Genomic DNA, 16,025 nt, shown 5'->3' on the forward strand with positions numbered 1-16,025 from the left:
TCAATCCGCTGCAGGTCACGCTCGCTCATCGCAATCAATCCCATCCGCAATCTCCCAGGTCATCAAAACCCGGGGAGAGTGACATTCCAACTTTGCAGGATCAGGACACTTTAACTTTGCGGCTACATGCAAAGATCACATAAGATAGATTATGGAACTAACGTATATGCCGGAAAGCATGGATTGCGGCTGAACGTTGCCTTGGCGAGCTTGACCCGGCCTTTCCAGCCTGCTTAGCGTTCCCGAACCAAACACCTCATTTTCAAGGCCAGATGTGATGAGCGAATTGCGCGTTCTTTCAGATGCTTTCATTCCGGAACTGCCAAACCGCTACAAAGGCAAAGTTCGCGAAAACTACGACCTGCCCGATGGCAACCGCATCATAGTCGCGACGGACCGCCTCAGCGCCTTCGACGTCATTCTGACGTCGATCCCGAACAAGGGTCACGTGCTGACGCAGACGGCGCGCTACTGGTTTGAGGAAACCGCCGACATCTGCCCGAACCATGTGGTCAGCTATCCGGACCCCAATGTCGTCATCGGCAAGCGGCTCGACATCCTGCCGGTAGAGGTCGTCGTGCGCGGTTATCTCGCCGGAACGACCAGCACCTCGATCCTGACGAAATACCGCAACGGCGAGCGCGAGATGTACGGCATCACCTTGCCGGACGGCATGCGCGACAATGAGAAGCTTCCCCAGGCAATTATCACGCCCACCAGCAAGGCTTTCGACGGCGGCCATGACGAGCCGCTTTCGGTCGAAGCGATCCTCGAGCAAGGACTGCTGACAAAGGAACAGCTCGATACCGTCTGGCAATATGCGCTTGCGCTGTTTGCCCGCGGTCAAGAGCGCGCCGCCGAGCGCGGCCTGATCCTCGTCGACACCAAATACGAGTTCGGAACCGACGAAAACGGCACGATCATTCTCGCCGACGAGATCCACACACCGGACAGCAGCCGCTACTGGATCGCCGACAGCTACCAGGAAAGCTTCGAGCGCGGCGAACGTCCCAGGAGTTTCGACAAGGATTTCGTCCGTGCCTGGGTCACTGCGCGCTGCGATCCCTACAAGGATCCGATCCCGGAAATTCCACTTGATCTCATCGAGCAGACCTCGGCAGTCTATATCGAAGCCTTCGAAAAGATCACCGGCCAGCGCTTCGTTCCGGATCTGTCGGGTGCGACGGTTCTGGATCGCATTCGCGCCAACCTGACGCCATATTTCTCGAAATAAATCAGTATATTAGAGATTTATTCTAATCTGATTTAGGCGCTGAGCGTTGGATCATCGACATCGAATTCGAGCCGCATCAGGTCGTATGCCGGTTCGATATGATCAGGCGTCTCGCCTTGCACCGTGTCGTAATCCAGCGGCACGTGCATGTGTGTCAGCACCGCCCGCTTCGGCTTGAGGCGCTCGATCCAGCCGAGCGATTGCACCAGCGACAGATGGCTCGGGTGGAACTTGTACTGCAGCGTATCGATCACCAGCAGATCGAGGTCGCCGAGCTTGGCAATGGTCTCGGCCGGAAAATCGCTGACATCGCTGCAATAGGCAAAGTCGCCGATGCGGAAGCCCAGAGAATGAATATTGCCGTGAAACTGCATCAGCGGCCGGAAGGCGATCGGCCCGCCGGCGCCTGATATCACCACCGGCGACAGATCATCGGCAATGATGTGCGGCTCGACGATCGGTGGATAGCCGCTGCCTGGCGGTGATTCCAGGCAATAGCCAAACCCCTCGCGAATACGGCCCATCGTATAGGCATCGGCCCAGATCGGCACCCGCCTGCGGTTTTCGATGACGTAACCGCGCAAGTCGTCGATCCCGTGCAGATGGTCGGCATGGGAATGGGTATAGATCACCGCATCGATGTGGCGCACGTTCGTTGCGACCATCTGCGCACGAAAATCCGGCCCGGTGTCGATGACGACGGTCGTCTTGCCGCCGTCGGGCGCGATTTGCTCGACGAGCAAGGCCGCGCGCATGCGCCGGTTTTTCGGATTGTCAGGATTGCAGGCGCCCCAGTCCCCGGTAATGCGCGGCACGCCTGGTGACGAGCCGCAGCCGAGGATGGTGAACGTGCGCCGGAACGCCACGTCAGAGCCTCGGCATCTTGGAGAAGACGCGGAAGGCATTCTCCGTGGTGATCCTTGCAATCTCCTCAGTGGTCACGCCGATCGTCTCGGCAAGCACGGCTGCCGTATGGGCAACGTAAGCCGGCTCGTTGCGCTTGCCGCGGAACGGCTTCGGCGCGAGGTACGGCGCGTCGGTTTCGACGATCATCCGGTCATGCGGCACGGTCTTGGCGATTTCACGCAGCTCTTCGGATTTCGGGAAAGTCAGGATGCCCGAAAAGGACACGTAGCCGCCGAGCTCCACGCCGACACGGGCGAGCTCCGGACCGGAAGAGAAGCAGTGCAGAAGGAAAGGGAAGGCCCCCTTCCCGGTTTCCTCGGTCAGGATCGCCGCCATGTCCTCATCGGCCGAGCGGCTGTGAATGACGAGCGGCAGGCCGGTCTCGCGGGCAGCCGCAATGTGACGACGCAGGCCCTCGACCTGGGCCTCGCGCGGCGCATTGTCATAGAAGTAATCAAGACCCGCCTCGCCGATCGCCACCACCTTCGGATGGGCCGAAAGCCGCACCAGATCCTCGGTGGTGATATCAAGCTCCTCGTCCGCATTGTGCGGATGAGTGCCGACGGAACAGAAGACGTTCGGATAGGCCTCGGCGATCGCAAGGATCGTCTCGAACCGCTTCACGCGGGTCGAGATCGTGATCATCTGCTCGACACCGGCCTCGCGCGCCCGCGCGACGATTGCGTCGCGCTCCGCTTCGAAATCGGGGAAGTCCAGATGGCAATGGGTATCGATCAGCATGCTCAAGATGCCTTACTGCGCTTCGGGTGCCACATAGCGCGGGAAGACCGGCTTCGGCGCCTCGAGCGGCGTGCCCGAGGCGAGACGTCCGGCCTCGCCGAGCGCTGCGAAGTCGCGCTTGTCGGCGGGTGCAGCCACCAGGTCGAGCAGCTTCGCCGAGGATTCCGGCATGAACGGCTGAAGCAGGATTGCGATCTGGCGCACGACTTCGGCGGTCACGTAGAGCACTGTGCCCATGCGCGCTGGATCGGTCTTTTTCAGCGCCCAGGGCTCCTGGCCGGCGAAGTAGCGGTCGGTCTCGGAGACGACGGCGATGATCGCCGCCAGCGCCCGGTGGATCATCTGCTTACCCATCTCGTCGCGCGTGATCTCGTGCAGCGCGTCGGCGGCGGCCAGCATCGCTTTGTCTTCGTCGGTCAGGGGGCCGCACACGGGCACCTGGCCGTCGCAGTTCTTGACGATCATCGACAGCGAGCGGCTCGCCAGGTTGCCGATGCCGTTGGCAAGGTCGGAATTGATGCGGGTCGCGATCCCTTCCTCGCTATAGCTGCCGTCCTGGCCGAACGACACCTCGCGCAGGAAGAAATAGCGGATCTGGTCGAGACCGAAATGTTCGACGAGGTTGAACGGGTCGACGACGTTGCCGAGCGACTTCGACATCTTCTCGCCCTTGTTGAGCAGGAAGCCGTGCGCGAAGACGCGCTTGGGCAGCGGCAGGCCGGCCGACATCAGGAACGCCGGCCAATAGACCGCGTGGAAGCGGATAATGTCCTTGCCGATCACATGGATGTTCGCTGGCCAGAACTTGGCGCGCGGGCCCTTGGGATCGTCGAGATAACCGGTCGCGGTGATGTAGTTCGTCAGCGCGTCGACCCAGACATACATGACATGCGCCGGATCGTTCGGCACCTTGATGCCCCAGTCGAAGGTGGTGCGCGAAACCGAGAGGTCCTTGAGGCCGGACTTCACGAAGGAGATCACTTCGTTGCGGCGCTCGGCCGGGCCGATGAAATCCGGATTCTCTTCGTAGTGCTTCAGCAGCTTGTCCTGGTATTCGGACAGCTTGAAGAAGTAGCTCTGCTCCTCGACCCACTCGACCGGCGTCCCCTGCGGGCCGTAGCGCACGCCGTCGGCGCGCAGCTCGGTCTCGTTCTCCTGATAATAGGCTTCGTCGCGCACCGAATACCAGCCGGCGTAGGAGTCCTTGTAGAGGTCGCCTGCCTCGCCCATGCGGATCCAGATGTCCTGCGACGCCTGATGGTGGCGCTGCTCGGTCGTGCGGATGAAATCGTCGTTGGACGCGTTCAGGGCCACGGCCATCTTCTGGAATTCGGCCGAATTGCGGTCGGCAAGTTCCTGCGGCGTCACGCCTTCCTTGCGCGCCGTCTGCTGCATCTTCTGCCCGTGCTCGTCCGTGCCGGTCAGGAAGAAAACCTCACGTCCGTCGAGGCGCTGGTAGCGCGCCATGGCATCCGTCGCGATCAGTTCATAGGCATGGCCGATGTGCGGCTTGCCGTTCGGGTAGGAAATCGCTGTCGTGATGTAGAAGGGGGACGTGTCTCTCATAGGCGGATTCGATCTATCTCGGATTAAGCTACGCACGCTCTTAGCGCATACGCTGTTAGGAAGAAACATGCGATCCATGAAAAGCCCGGCCGAAGCGGCCGCCGCCACCGCCCTCCTCCTTGCGCGCCCCGCGTGCAAGATTTAGAACAAACAGGAAACAAATGAAGGGGTGAGTCGTGCTGGATCAACTTGGCAGCCAATTTGAAACCGCGTCGGCGGGCTATGCCGCCGCGCACGGGATCGAGCGCGACCCCGACTGGTTCATTTTGAAGATGCAGGAGGAAATGGGGGAACTGACCCAGGCCTGGAACAAGCTGAGCGGTCGCGGGCGGTCCCAGGGGAAATCGCCGGACGACCTCCGGGCACAGATGGCCGACGAGACCGCAGACCTTCTTGGGCACGTCCTGCTCTTCGCGCAACACCACAAGCTGGACCTCCAGGCGGCGATCGAGCGAAAATGGCGTTTTCAGCCGGCGCTATAGCGCCGCTTTCATATCGTCGAGCAGCGACAGAATGGTCTGCTTTCGGTCGAGATTATAGGCATCGCTGACCGTCAGTCGCTCGGTCACGGAGGCTGACAGTCGGGCGAAGCGTTCGGCGCGCATGATATCGCCCGAAACGGCCGCCTCCCGCGCCTCGCGCATGATGCGATCGCTGGCAAGGGCCTGGAAGAAATCGAAGATCGTTTCGCTGTCCTTGCCGGCGAGGGCATCGGCGAGCTTGTGCATGTTTTTCCGGACAGACGGTCCCTGCCCTGCAAGGATGCCCTCGAAGGTTGCCGCGATTTCCAGTCCGCCATAGTTGATCAGCTTCAGCGCCTCGGCGACGCTGCCGCTGGCGGCTGCGATGATGCGCCCGGCATTCTCGCCCTCGAGATCGAAACCGAGATGGGCCAATGCCTGGCCGAGCGGTGCTGCGTCGAGCGGCTTCAGTCGCAGCGGCAGGCAGCGCGAGCGGATCGTCGGCAGCAGTTTTCCGGGTGCATGCGTCAGCACCAGGAACAGCGAGCGGCGCGGCGGTTCCTCGAGGATCTTCAGGATGGCGTTGGCCGCATTGCGATTGAGATCGTCGGCCGGATCGATGATGACGATGCGCCAATTGCCCGTGCCGGAGGTCTGGCTGAAGAACTTGCCCGCGCGCCGGACCTCGTCGACGGTGATCGCCCCCTTCGCCCTTCCCGTCTTTTCATCGATCGGGCGGGCCAGGTGCAGGAGATTGTGTGAGGCGCCGGAGGCAAGCTGCCTGCCGATCGCAGAGGTCGGGTCCGGGTCGGCAAGCGTTTCAGGCGCATCGGCCGGTTCAGGATTTTTTAGGATGTGATGGGCAAAGCGGAAGGCAAGCGTCGCCTTGCCGATCCCTTCCGGCCCTTCGATCAGGATCGCGTGGTGCCCCTTGCCGGAGCGATAGCTCTGCGCCAGGAAGGCTTCCGCCTGCTCATGGCCGAACAGGCGATTGTTCTCAGCGGGCGCAATGGCGCCATCAAGGACCCCGGCTCTTTCGCTCATGACACGGCTTCCTCGGCGGACGTGTCCGTGCCGTCGCCATGCGGCAGAAGTGCTTCGACAAGCGAAAGCACCTCGGCGGCGATGGCCTCAACCGGCTGCGTCGCATCCACCACCCGGCACCGCTCGGAATCGCGTCTGGAAATGTCGAGAAAGGCGTCGCGCCGCTTCTCGTGGGTCTCTAGCTGTTCCTTTTCGAAACGATCGGGATTGTCGTCGCCGGCGCGGCGTTGCGCCCGCTCGAGGCCGACGCTGGCGGGCAGGTCGAAGATCACGGTGCGGTCCGGCACGACACCGTTGATTGCTACGCGCTCCAGGCTTTCGACGAAGCTTTGTTCGAGATTGCCGGTGATGCCCTGGTAGACGCGCGAAGAATCCATGAAGCGATCGCAAAGCACGATGATGCCCTTGTCGAGCGATGGCCGGATGACCTGCTCGACATGGTCGCTGCGGGCTGCGGCAAAGAGAATCGCCTCCATCCGCACTCCGAAGGATTCCGCAGCCCCCGAAAGCAGCACGTGACGCACCGCCTCGGCGCCGGGAGAACCACCCGGCTCGCGCGTCGTCAGCACCTCGTAGCCGCGGGCGCGCAGGGAATCGGCTAGCAGGCGGAGCTGCGTCGACTTGCCGGCACCTTCCCCGCCTTCGAATGTTACGAATAGACCTTTTTTCAGCGACACCATGCTTTCCCGTATCGGCATGCGATTTGGCCCTGTTTAGCCGATTGGTCCTCCGGGCGAAACCGTCAGGTGACGATTTGAAGAGGCATTCCAGTGAGCGCGGCTCAGAGCCAGAAGAAAAGCAGTTCCTGCAGGGCGTCGACCGCGCGGCTCGTCAGGGTTCCCTGCCCCACCGCGCCGGCCGTCTTGACTGGGACCTCGCGCAACAGTTTCTCGCCGTTCCACAGCTTGACGACGCCGACTTCCGTGCCGGCCGTCACCGGCGCCCGCAAGGGCCACTTGTAGACGATGCGCGCCGTCAGCCGCTCGGGATTGTTGACCGGCAGCAGCACGTCGACTGGACCGCCGGCCACCAACGCGACGTGAGATGCATCGCCGCCATAGACGGCCGCCTCGCCGATCGATTCTCCGTCGGCGAAGATCCGCTTCTTCTCGAAGGCGGTCATCGCCCAGTCGAGAACCTTGCGGCTCTCCTCGATGCGTTCCTTGTCGGTTTCAAGGCCGCCCATCGCGAGATAAACGCGGCGGTCACCGCGTTGCAGCGACGCGGCGAGCGAAAAGCCGAAACCTTCGGCAAAGCCCGTTGCCAGGCCGTCCACGCCGATATTGGCGGAGATCAGCGGGTTCTTGTTGCGTTGGAGGATCTTGTTCCATTCGAATTCCGGCTGCGAATAGAGCCGGTAGAGATCGGGATGCGCTTCGTGCAGGTGGCGGACGAGCGTCACCAGTTCGCTCATTGTGATCTTGTTGCCGGGATCGGGCAGCCCGGTCGCGTTGCGGAAGGTCGCGACCGGCATGCCGAGTTCGCGCGCGCGCGCCGTCATGCGCTCGGCAAATGCACCTTCGCTGCCGGTCATGCCCTCGGCGAGAATGATGCAGGCGTCGTTGGCCAGTTGAACGGCTACGCCCTGCAGGAGATCGGCGACCCGGATGCGCGACTTCAGAGCGGCAAACATCGTCGAGGTGCCGGCCGGCGCGCCGCCGGTCCGCCACGCATGCTCCGATACGTCGTAGAGGGTTTCGGGCGAGACTTCGCCCTTGCCGAGCGCCTCGGCGACGACCTCCATGGTCATCAGCTTGGCAAGCGAGGCTGGCGGGATCGGGTCGTTTTCGGCACGCGAGAAAAGCACCGTGCCGGTTTCTGCATCGACCAGCAGGATCTGCTTTGCCTTGGTGTCGAAGGCGGGTGCCGGCGTTTGCGCGAACGCGGCGCCGGCAAACAACGCAAGGCCAAGGAAAGCGGCCGAAAGCATCTTCATGCGCATGGGAAACTCCGGTTTCCCCTCGGGCATAGCAGCGTGGTCATTTTGGCACAACGCCGAGAACTGTTAACGGGCCGAACCGTTCGTTTTCTGGCGCTTGGCGTAGTCGACGATGACTTGCGGCGTTAGCTGCTTCTTGTCGACCATGATCGCTTCGAAGGGCGATTCGGCGTCGCTGACGCGAACTTCGTAATAGGCAGCCGCATAGGCCATGTTGCCGTCGGGCATCGGAATGTACTCCGGCCGCTCGCGCGGGATCGGGCCGATTTCCGGCAGCATGACGAATTCGTTGAACGACGCCGGCTGCTGGGCAAACTGCGGCACGGGCGCGGCCATCGCGGTGACCGGTTCGCTGACGTCGAGCGACGCCTTGGCCGGCACGGTGATGGTGCCGAGGCTTTGCTTGCGGAACGGTTCGTTCGAGGCAACCATCACGCCGGTTGCAATCTGCCCTTCGGGCATGATGCTCGGGCCGCGCTGGCCCTTCTCGACATAGGACGCCATCAGGTAAGGCATGTCGTTACCTTCGAGCGGTGCGCGGCCAACATATTGCACCTTCACCTGTGCGCTGCCCTTGCGCTTGATGTCGAGCAGGTCTGCCGTTTTCGAGGAAACGTCGATGATGCGGCCGTATTCGTAGGGGCCGCGGTCGTTGACGCGCACGATGACCGAGGTGCCATTTTCCATGTTGGTGACGCGGGCGTAGCTCGGCAGCGGAAACGTCGGATGGGCGGCCGACAGATGCGCCTTGTCGTAGACTTCGCCGTTGGCGGTCAGGCGTCCGTGGAAGGCGGAGCCGTACCAGGATGCCATACCCGTCTTGTTATAGCCGAAGTCTTCCTTGGGCTGGTACCACTTGCCCTTGACCTGATAGGCCTTGCCGACCTGAAAGCGTCCGCCGCCCTTCGGGATGTTGTTGCCGGTGGCAACGCGCGGGCTCGCCTTTACGCCATAGACGGATTCAGGAAAGTACTCCTTGCTCCGCGCAGTTTTCTTGACATTCGACGTGGAGCCGCAGGCGGCAAGCGTTACGCACAGTGCCGGGATCGCCGCAAGGCGCAGTCCCTTGACCAGATATGCCGCATTTTTATTGGAGGTCATCTGTCCCACAACATCGATCGATAAAGCCGTACTCGAAACCTTCCGCTTACCCCCAGCGGAAATCTCGACGTCCCGAAACGGAACAGGTGTGTATTCATGACATCATCAAGGCAAAAATGCGAACTCATCCACAGGCCGGCTCCGCATTTCGTGAGTTATGGTTTACGGCTGGTTAACGTGATCGGGCCCGGTGCCTGCTCTTCAAAGCGGTCGAGAAAATCTTGCAGCGACGCATGTTAATTCTTGCAAAGCGCCAAGGCTTCGCGCAATAACGCCGTGCCCGGCACGCAGTCGCGCGGTGCTTCAGGCAAGGACAGGTGGCCGAGTGGTTTAAGGCTCTGGTCTTGAAAACCAGCGTACGGGAAACCGTACCGTGGGTTCGAATCCCACCCTGTCCGCCATTTCTCTTTTCTCCACCCATTAGTTGTCGAACCGACGAGATGGGACTACCTTACGAAGCGTAATGACGGTGCCAAGTCCTTTGGGGAGCGGGATCGACATGCGCGTTAAAGATGTGATGACGACGTCGGTCGTCAAGCTGTCCCCTGACAACAGCGTCAGGCAGGCAGCCCGGATTATGCTCGACAACCATGTAAGTGGCCTTCCCGTGGTCGACGGTGATGGAGCCCTGGTGGGCGTCATCAGCGAAGGCGATCTCATTCGCCGGAGCGAGCTTGGCGGCGGCATTCCGGTCGCCGACCCGACCGGGGCCGCGGACGAGCGGGCGAGCGCCTATGTGCGCCGATCCTCCTGGAGGGTCGGTGATGCCATGACGGCCAATCCCGTGACCATCGATGAGGATGCCTCGGTCGCGCGCGTCGCGTCTCTGATGCGGGAGCGCGGCATCAAGCGTGTACCGGTGCTTAGAAACGGCCTTGTTGTCGGTATCGTCAGTCGCGCCGATCTGCTGCAGGCGATCTTGTCCGCAAAGCAAGACGAGACGGCGGCCGGCGACGAAGCCATCCGGCGCAGTATCCTGGTGCGCATCGGCGAAAATACCGGTCTTGAAGGCCTGGACATAAAGGTCGCCGTGACCGACGGCATCGTGCACCTCTGGGGCAACGTGGATACCGCCGATTGCCGTAAGGCGGCCCGCATCCTCGCTGAGAACGTGCGCGGCGTTCGCGGCGTGGTCGAGCACTACGCCGAGCCCTATCCGCAATAAGATATGCGTCGAGACCGCCGCGGCCTGTGTCCGCGGCGCTGCAAGCGTATTCCTGCTGCTGTCGTTCGAACTTCAAGCGTTCCACCATCCTGCCCGCCGCAGAAAAAACAGCAACGACCGTAGCGAATTCGAGAGACTGCGATGGCTTGCGCGACGGCAAGCTGGAGGGAATTTCAGCATAGGTCCTTTTGACCGGGAGGCTCAGATGGTTTCGCCTGAAACAGCATCGATGAAAGAGACGGCATCCGGAAAATCAGCAGCACCGTTATCGGCCGACGAACTCCGCCTGATGGACGCCTATTGGCGCGCTTCGAACTATCTGTCGGTCGGGCAGATCTACCTGCTCGACAATCCGCTTCTGCGCGAGCCGCTGAAGCGCGAGCACATCAAGCCGCGCCTGCTCGGCCATTGGGGCACGTCGCCGGGCATCAACATGCTCTACGTGCACCTCAATCGCGTCATCAAACGCGACGACCTCGACATGATCTATATCATCGGTCCCGGCCATGGCGGGCCGTCTCTTGTGGCGCATGCCTATCTGGAAGGGACCTATACGGAGTTTTATCCGAACATCGCCGAAGACGCCGAAGGCATGCAGCGGCTGTTCAAGCAGTTCAGCTTTCCCGGCGGCATCCCGAGCCATGTGGCGCCGGAAACGCCCGGCAGCATCCATGAGGGCGGCGAGCTTGGTTATGCGCTCAGCCACGCCTATGGCGCCGCCTTCGACAATCCCAATCTGGTCGTTGCTTGCATCGTCGGCGATGGCGAGGCCGAGACCGGGCCGCTTGCGACGGGCTGGCAGAGCAACAAGTTCCTCAACCCTGCCCGCGACGGCTGTGTTCTGCCGATCCTGCACCTGAACGGCTACAAGATCGCCAATCCCTGCTTCCTCGCCCGCATTCCGCACGACGAGTTGAAGAAGTTCTTCGAGGGCATGGGCTACAAACCCTATTTCGTCGAAGGGCATGATCCGGCAAAGGTCCACCAGCAACTGGCAGACGTGCTCGATACGGCGACGGCCGAAATCCGGCAGATTTGGGACGATGCCCGCATCAGGGGCAATCTGAAGCGCCCGGCCTGGCCGATGATCATCTTCCGCACGCCAAAGGGCTGGACCTGCCCGCCGGAAATCGACGGCAAGAAATGCGAGGACTACTGGCGCGCGCACCAGGTGCCGATGGGCGAGATGGATAAGCCCGAGCACATCCGCATCCTCGAACAATGGATGAAGAGCTATCGCCCGGAAGAACTCTTCACTGACGAGGGCCGGCTGAAGCCCGAGATCGCGGCGCTCGCCCCATCGGGACATCGCCGCATGAGCGACAATCCGCATGCAAACGGCGGCCTGCTGTTGCGCGACCTGAAAATGCCGGGCTTCCGGGACTACGCCGTCGACGTTCCGAGCCCGGGTGCCACGACCGTGGAAGCGGCGCGCGTGATGGGCAAGTTCCTGCGCGACGTGATGAAGAACAACATCGACGCGAAGAACTTCCGGCTGTTCAGCCCGGACGAAAACAACTCCAACCGATGGCAGGATGTGCTCGAGGTCACCGACCGCTGCTACATGGCCGAGATCTATCCCGAGGACGATCACCTCTCACCGGATGGCCGCATCATGGAAGTCTTGAGCGAGCATCAATGCCAGGGTTGGCTTGAAGGCTATCTCTTGACCGGGCGCCACGGCTTCTTCTCCTGCTACGAAGCCTTCATCCACATCATCGATTCCATGTTCAACCAGCACGCCAAGTGGCTGAAGGTCTGCAACGAGATCCCCTGGCGCCGGCCGGTCGCGTCGCTCAATTATTTCCTGAGCTCCCATGTCTGGCGGCAGGATCACAACGGTTTCAGCCATCAGGATCCGGGCTTCATCGATCATGTCGTCAACAAAAAGGCTGAGGTCGTCCGCGTCTACCTGCCGCCGGATGCCAATACGCTGCTGTCGGTCACCGACCATTGCCTGCGCAGCCGCAACTACGTCAACGTCGTCGTCGCCGGCAAGCAGCCGGGCCCGCAATGGCTGACGATGGAACAGGCCGTGCGCCATTGCAGCATGGGTGTGAGCATCTGGGACTGGGCCAGCAACGACGCCAACAGTGAGCCGGACGTCGTCATGGCCTGCTGCGGCGACACTCCGACGCTGGAAACCCTCGCCGCCGTCCAGCTGCTGCGCGAGCATCTGCCTGAAGTGAAGGTCCGGGTCGTCAACGTCGTCAACCTGATGAAACTGCAACCGGCGGAAGAACACCCGCATGGCCTTTCGGACAGCGACTTTGATGGCATCTTCACAAGGGACAAGCCGATTATCTTTGCCTTCCACGGTTATCCCTGGCTGATCCATCGCCTCACCTATCGCCGCACCAATCACGGCAACCTGCATGTTCGCGGCTACAAGGAAGAAGGCACGACCACGACACCGTTCGACATGGTGGTGCTGAACGAACTCGACCGCTTCCACCTGGCCGGCGATGCCATCGATCGCCTGCCGCAGCTCGGCGCGCGGGCGGCCTACTTCAAGCAGGCGATCCAGGCCAAGCTGATCGAGCACCGGGAGTATATCGAGAAGCATGGCGACGACATGCCCTCGATCAGCGGCTGGAAATGGGGCGTTAACGGGGCGCAGCCTGCCAAGGCTGGGACATCGACCGAAGGGGACAATGTCTAAGGCCCGCGCACGGCTGGATTGACGATCACCCTGCCCGGCTTGCCCGAGCTTGCGAGCCGCTCCGCAAGGAGCGTCTCGCGCACACGACACGAACGAACCCTCATCGTCATTGCGGCTGGCTGCCATGTCGGAATTGCTGTCGACAGATCCCGAACTGAACCGCATGCCGACCGAGCAGGATCTTGCCCGGTTGCAGTTCACGACGCTGCTCTACTATCTCCACTGCACCAACCCGGACAACGGCCTGGTCCGTGACAAGACGCAGGAAGACGCGCCCGCAAGCATCGCCGCGGTCGGCATGGCGCTCGCGACGATCCCGGTGTTGGTCGAGCGCGGCATCGTCATCCGCAAGTTTGCCGCAAAGATCGCGCGTCGGCGCTTGCAGTTTCTCCTGGAGTGCCCGCAGGGACCGGAACCCGACGCCTCCGGCTACAAGGGCTTCTTCTACCACTTCCTCGACATCGAGACCGGCAGACGTGTTTGGGAGTGCGAGCTTTCGACGATCGACTCCGCCTTTCTTTTCGCGGGTGCTCTGACAGTGGCCGCCTATTTCGACGGCGATGGCGCCGAGGAAGTTGAAATCCGCAGGGTGGCAAACGCGCTCTATGAACGGGCCGACTGGAACTGGGCCTGCGATCACGGGCTGACGCTCACCCACGGCTGGCGGCCGGAAAACGGCTTCATCCCCTATCGCTGGCGCGGCTACGACGAGGGCCTGCTCCTCTACATCCTCGGCCTCGGCTCACCGACCCACCCGCTCCCGCCGGAAGCCTATGCGGCTTACACCGCAAGCTACGACTGGCGGAACCTTTACGGGCGCGAATTGCTCTATTCGGGACCGCTCTTCACCCACCAACTCTCGCATATGTGGGTCGATTTCCGCGGCATCCGCGACGAATTCATGCGCGAGCACAACAGCGACTATTTCCAGAACAGTCGCCACGCGACCTTCGTCCAGCAGGAATATGCCATCCGCAACCCGCTGAATTTCGTCGGCTACGGCGAGCATTGCTGGGGCTTCACCGCAAGCGACGGTCCCGGCTGGACCAAGCGCACGGTGAACGGTGTCGAGCGGGAGTTCTTCGACTACATCGCCCGCGGCGCCCCCTTCGGTCCTGACGATGGGACCGTGTCGCCCTGGGCAGTCGTCGCCTCCCTGCCCTTCGCGCCGGAAATCGTCATTCCGACGGTCTGGAATTGTGCCCGTATGAATCTCGGCATGACCAGGCTTTACGGCTTCAGGCCCTCCTTCAACCGCAGCTTTCCGGCGGAAGGAACCGAATCCGGCTGGTGGGTCAGCCCCTATCATTTCGGCATCGACCAAGGCCCCGTGGTGCTGATGATCGAGAACTACAGGACCGGCCTGCTGTGGAACATCATGCGCCGCTGCGAGCCGATGGTGGTGGGATTGCGACGGGCAGGCTTCTCCGGCGGCTGGCTCTGACGGCCAAAGCAACAAAGGTACTCTGATGGACAGCCAGCCAGTGCCGATCAGAACAACCGCACTTCGCTTCGCACGGGCTGTCCGGATGCTGCTGACCTCCGAGGTCGGAGGCCGTGCCAAGGTGATGTTGGCCGGGCTTATTGCGCTGCTTTTCGGTCTGAACGGCCTCAACGTCGTCAACAACTACGTCGGCCGAAACTTTATGACGGCGATCGCCGAGCGCCAGATGAACGAGTTCATTCGGCAAGCGGTTTTCTACGTCTGCGTCTTTGCCGTTCTCACCGTCACCGGTGTTATCGCACGTTTTGTCGAAGAACGGCTGGCGCTGCTGTGGCGTGAATTCATGACGAGACGCGCCGTCGATCTCTATTTGGAGGAGGAGACCTATTATCGCGTGGAAGTCTCGGGGACGCTAAGCAATCCCGACCAGCGGATATCGGAGGACATCCAGGCGTTCACCGTCACCACGCTTTCCTACATCATCATGCTGTTCAGCAGCACGCTGACGGTGGTGACGTTCTCAGGCGTGCTCTGGTCGATCAGCCCGCTGCTGTTTGTCGTCGCTGTTTTCTATGCCGCCTGCGGCTCGTATATGACGATCGTGCTCGGTCGGCCGCTGATCGGCCTGAACTATGAGCGGCTCGACAGGGAGGCGAACTTGAGGTCGAGCCTCATGCACCTGCGCGAAAACGCAGAAGCGGTGATGGTGACCAGCGTCGAGGGGCAGCAGAAGACGCGATTGCTAGATCGCCTCGATGCCTTGGTCGTCAACATCCTGACGATTACCGCCGTCAATCGCAACCTGGCCTTTTTTACCAGCGGCTACAACTGGATGATCCAGATCATCCCGGATTTGATCATCGCTCCGGCTTTCATGCGCGGCGAAATCGAGTTTGGGGTGATTACCCAATCAGGTGCAGCCTTCGCCATGCTTGTCGGCGCATTCTCGCTGATCGTCAGGCAGTTCAACTCGATCTCGAATTTCGCCGTCGTCGTTTCTCGACTGAGCGCCTTGCTGGAGGCGATAGAGGAAAGCCGAAAAAGCAGCGTCTCGAGCATCGAACTGGTGAAGCAAGACGGCGATCTGGCCTTTGACCAGGTAACGCTGGGATCGGCAGTCACCCACCCATTGCTTCGCGATCTGTCGCTGTCGATCCCGATGGGAACGCCGGTGCTGATCTCAGGGCCGCATGCGGCCGCGGGGGCTGCGCTCTTCCGAGCCACCGCGGGAATTCCGACCCCCGGCACCGGGCGGATCGAGCGCCCGGAAAGTCTGATGTTTCTGCCGCAACGACCCTATCTGCCGCCGGGTCCTCTTCGGCAATATCTTCTGCCGCCTGGAAGTTCCGAAGGCATCTCCGATAGCCAGGTGCTCAATGTCTTGCGCAGCCTCGGTCTCGATGGGCTCGCCGATGGCGCCGAGAGGCTGGAGAAGGAACAGGATCGGGATATGTCCTTGGGCGACCAGCAGCTCCTGGCCCTCGCCAAGGTGCTTCTCGCCAGGCCACGGTATGTGTTTCTCGACCGGATCGAGGCAACGCTTGGTCGTGAGGCCTTGCGCAACACCCTGAGCCTTCTCCGCCAGAGTTCGATCACCTGCATCAACAACGGCGAGGAAGGCGATACACGCGACCTTTACGGCGCCTTCCTGGATTGCCGGGAGGATGGCAGCTGGACGTGGAAAGACGATCGGACTTGATCAGCCCCATCCCGGCACGCACTCAAGGCCGAGACCTGACCGGCATGCCCCGCCTGAGCGATC

13 protein-coding genes and 1 tRNA gene are annotated in these 16,025 nt (G+C 61.6%); 7 read left to right on the top strand and 7 right to left on the bottom strand.

Translation table 11 applies throughout. From position 1 onward, the window contains the following. The first annotated feature begins 277 nt into the window (after positions 1-277). A complete protein-coding gene (locus IB279_RS09115; RefSeq protein WP_181529480.1) occupies positions 278-1,234 on the top strand; it encodes a phosphoribosylaminoimidazolesuccinocarboxamide synthase in 957 nt (318 codons plus the stop codon). A gap of 32 nt (positions 1,235-1,266) precedes the next feature. On the opposite strand, the gene IB279_RS09120 is transcribed toward IB279_RS09115, so the two are convergent. From IB279_RS09120 to metG, 3 genes are read right to left on the bottom strand one after another with little or no spacing between them, the layout of a single operon-like run. Further along, positions 1,267-2,100: an MBL fold metallo-hydrolase gene (locus tag IB279_RS09120; protein WP_112770782.1), complete on the bottom strand. Its 834-nt coding sequence runs from the start codon at positions 2,098-2,100 to the stop codon at positions 1,267-1,269. Between the two features lies 1 nt (position 2,101). Then, a complete protein-coding gene (locus IB279_RS09125) occupies positions 2,102-2,881 on the bottom strand; it encodes a TatD family hydrolase (protein ID WP_060517162.1) in 780 nt (259 codons plus the stop codon). A gap of 12 nt (positions 2,882-2,893) precedes the next feature. Then, the gene (gene metG / locus IB279_RS09130) at positions 2,894-4,447 is read right to left on the bottom strand and encodes a methionine--tRNA ligase (RefSeq protein WP_034803485.1); all 1,554 of its coding nucleotides are present in this window, start codon (positions 4,445-4,447) and stop codon (positions 2,894-2,896) included. Between the two features lie 176 nt (positions 4,448-4,623). Between metG and IB279_RS09135 the strand changes: the two genes are divergently transcribed. Further along, positions 4,624-4,929 carry a pyrophosphatase gene (locus IB279_RS09135; RefSeq protein WP_034803487.1) on the top strand — a complete coding sequence of 102 codons (306 nt, stop codon included), beginning with the start codon at positions 4,624-4,626 and terminating at the stop codon, positions 4,927-4,929. On the opposite strand, the gene IB279_RS09140 is transcribed toward IB279_RS09135, so the two are convergent. The 4 genes from IB279_RS09140 to IB279_RS09155 all read right to left on the bottom strand — a co-directional run bounded on the left by IB279_RS09140 (position 4,924) and on the right by IB279_RS09155 (position 8,992). Then, positions 4,924-5,952: a DNA polymerase III subunit delta' gene (locus IB279_RS09140; RefSeq protein ID WP_034803488.1), complete on the bottom strand. Its 1,029-nt coding sequence runs from the start codon at positions 5,950-5,952 to the stop codon at positions 4,924-4,926. The two genes, IB279_RS09135 and IB279_RS09140, sit on opposite strands and share 6 nt — an antisense overlap. Then, on the bottom strand, positions 5,949-6,632 hold the full coding sequence (tmk, locus tag IB279_RS09145) for a dTMP kinase (RefSeq protein WP_246801903.1): 684 nt from the start codon (positions 6,630-6,632) through the stop codon (positions 5,949-5,951). The genes IB279_RS09140 and tmk overlap by 4 nt, the downstream gene beginning before the upstream one ends. A 101-nt stretch (positions 6,633-6,733) precedes the next feature. Further along, entirely contained in the window at positions 6,734-7,894 is a 1,161-nt protein-coding gene (locus IB279_RS09150) for a D-alanyl-D-alanine carboxypeptidase family protein (RefSeq protein ID WP_034803492.1), read from the bottom strand. Between the two features lie 63 nt (positions 7,895-7,957). After that, on the bottom strand, positions 7,958-8,992 hold the full coding sequence (locus IB279_RS09155) for a septal ring lytic transglycosylase RlpA family protein (RefSeq protein WP_060517172.1): 1,035 nt from the start codon (positions 8,990-8,992) through the stop codon (positions 7,958-7,960). Between the two features lie 311 nt (positions 8,993-9,303). On the opposite strand from IB279_RS09155, the gene IB279_RS09160 reads away from it, so the two are divergent. The 5 genes from IB279_RS09160 to IB279_RS09180 all read left to right on the top strand — a co-directional run bounded on the left by IB279_RS09160 (position 9,304) and on the right by IB279_RS09180 (position 15,962). Continuing rightward, positions 9,304-9,393, top strand: a tRNA-Ser gene (locus IB279_RS09160). 98 nt (positions 9,394-9,491) lie between these two features. Then, entirely contained in the window at positions 9,492-10,157 is a 666-nt protein-coding gene (locus IB279_RS09165; protein WP_060600651.1) for a CBS domain-containing protein, read from the top strand. Positions 10,158-10,362: 205 nt separating this feature from the next. Then, the gene (locus IB279_RS09170) at positions 10,363-12,819 is read left to right on the top strand and encodes a phosphoketolase (protein WP_192339172.1); all 2,457 of its coding nucleotides are present in this window, start codon (positions 10,363-10,365) and stop codon (positions 12,817-12,819) included. Between the two features lie 124 nt (positions 12,820-12,943). Continuing rightward, complete coding sequence (locus IB279_RS09175) at positions 12,944-14,263, top strand: glucoamylase family protein (protein WP_060600654.1); 1,320 nt, start codon at positions 12,944-12,946, stop codon at positions 14,261-14,263. A 25-nt stretch (positions 14,264-14,288) separates the two neighbouring features. Next, on the top strand, positions 14,289-15,962 hold the full coding sequence (locus IB279_RS09180) for an SbmA/BacA-like family transporter (RefSeq protein ID WP_060600657.1): 1,674 nt from the start codon (positions 14,289-14,291) through the stop codon (positions 15,960-15,962). Positions 15,963-16,025 lie beyond the last annotated feature (63 nt).

Origin of the sequence: Ensifer sp. ENS06, from assembly GCF_014852205.1 — a bacterium.
Taxonomy (GTDB): domain Bacteria; phylum Pseudomonadota; class Alphaproteobacteria; order Rhizobiales; family Rhizobiaceae; genus Ensifer; species Ensifer adhaerens.

What these genes read in the sequence shown, in the direction of transcription:
- metG (WP_034803485.1), bottom strand. Translation starts at nt 4,447, where the DNA reads ATGAGAGACACGTCCCCCTTCTACATCACGACAGCGATTTCCTACCCG.
- IB279_RS09170 (WP_192339172.1), top strand. Translation starts at nt 10,363, where the DNA reads ATGGTTTCGCCTGAAACAGCATCGATGAAAGAGACGGCATCCGGAAAA.
- IB279_RS09165 (WP_060600651.1), top strand. Translation starts at nt 9,492, where the DNA reads ATGCGCGTTAAAGATGTGATGACGACGTCGGTCGTCAAGCTGTCCCCT.
- tmk (WP_246801903.1), bottom strand. Translation starts at nt 6,632, where the DNA reads ATGGTGTCGCTGAAAAAAGGTCTATTCGTAACATTCGAAGGCGGGGAA.
- IB279_RS09155 (WP_060517172.1), bottom strand. Translation starts at nt 8,992, where the DNA reads ATGACCTCCAATAAAAATGCGGCATATCTGGTCAAGGGACTGCGCCTT.
- IB279_RS09140 (WP_034803488.1), bottom strand. Translation starts at nt 5,952, where the DNA reads ATGAGCGAAAGAGCCGGGGTCCTTGATGGCGCCATTGCGCCCGCTGAG.
- IB279_RS09125 (WP_060517162.1), bottom strand. Translation starts at nt 2,881, where the DNA reads ATGCTGATCGATACCCATTGCCATCTGGACTTCCCCGATTTCGAAGCG.
- IB279_RS09150 (WP_034803492.1), bottom strand. Translation starts at nt 7,894, where the DNA reads ATGCGCATGAAGATGCTTTCGGCCGCTTTCCTTGGCCTTGCGTTGTTT.
- IB279_RS09180 (WP_060600657.1), top strand. Translation starts at nt 14,289, where the DNA reads ATGGACAGCCAGCCAGTGCCGATCAGAACAACCGCACTTCGCTTCGCA.
- IB279_RS09175 (WP_060600654.1), top strand. Translation starts at nt 12,944, where the DNA reads ATGTCGGAATTGCTGTCGACAGATCCCGAACTGAACCGCATGCCGACC.
- IB279_RS09115 (WP_181529480.1), top strand. Translation starts at nt 278, where the DNA reads ATGAGCGAATTGCGCGTTCTTTCAGATGCTTTCATTCCGGAACTGCCA.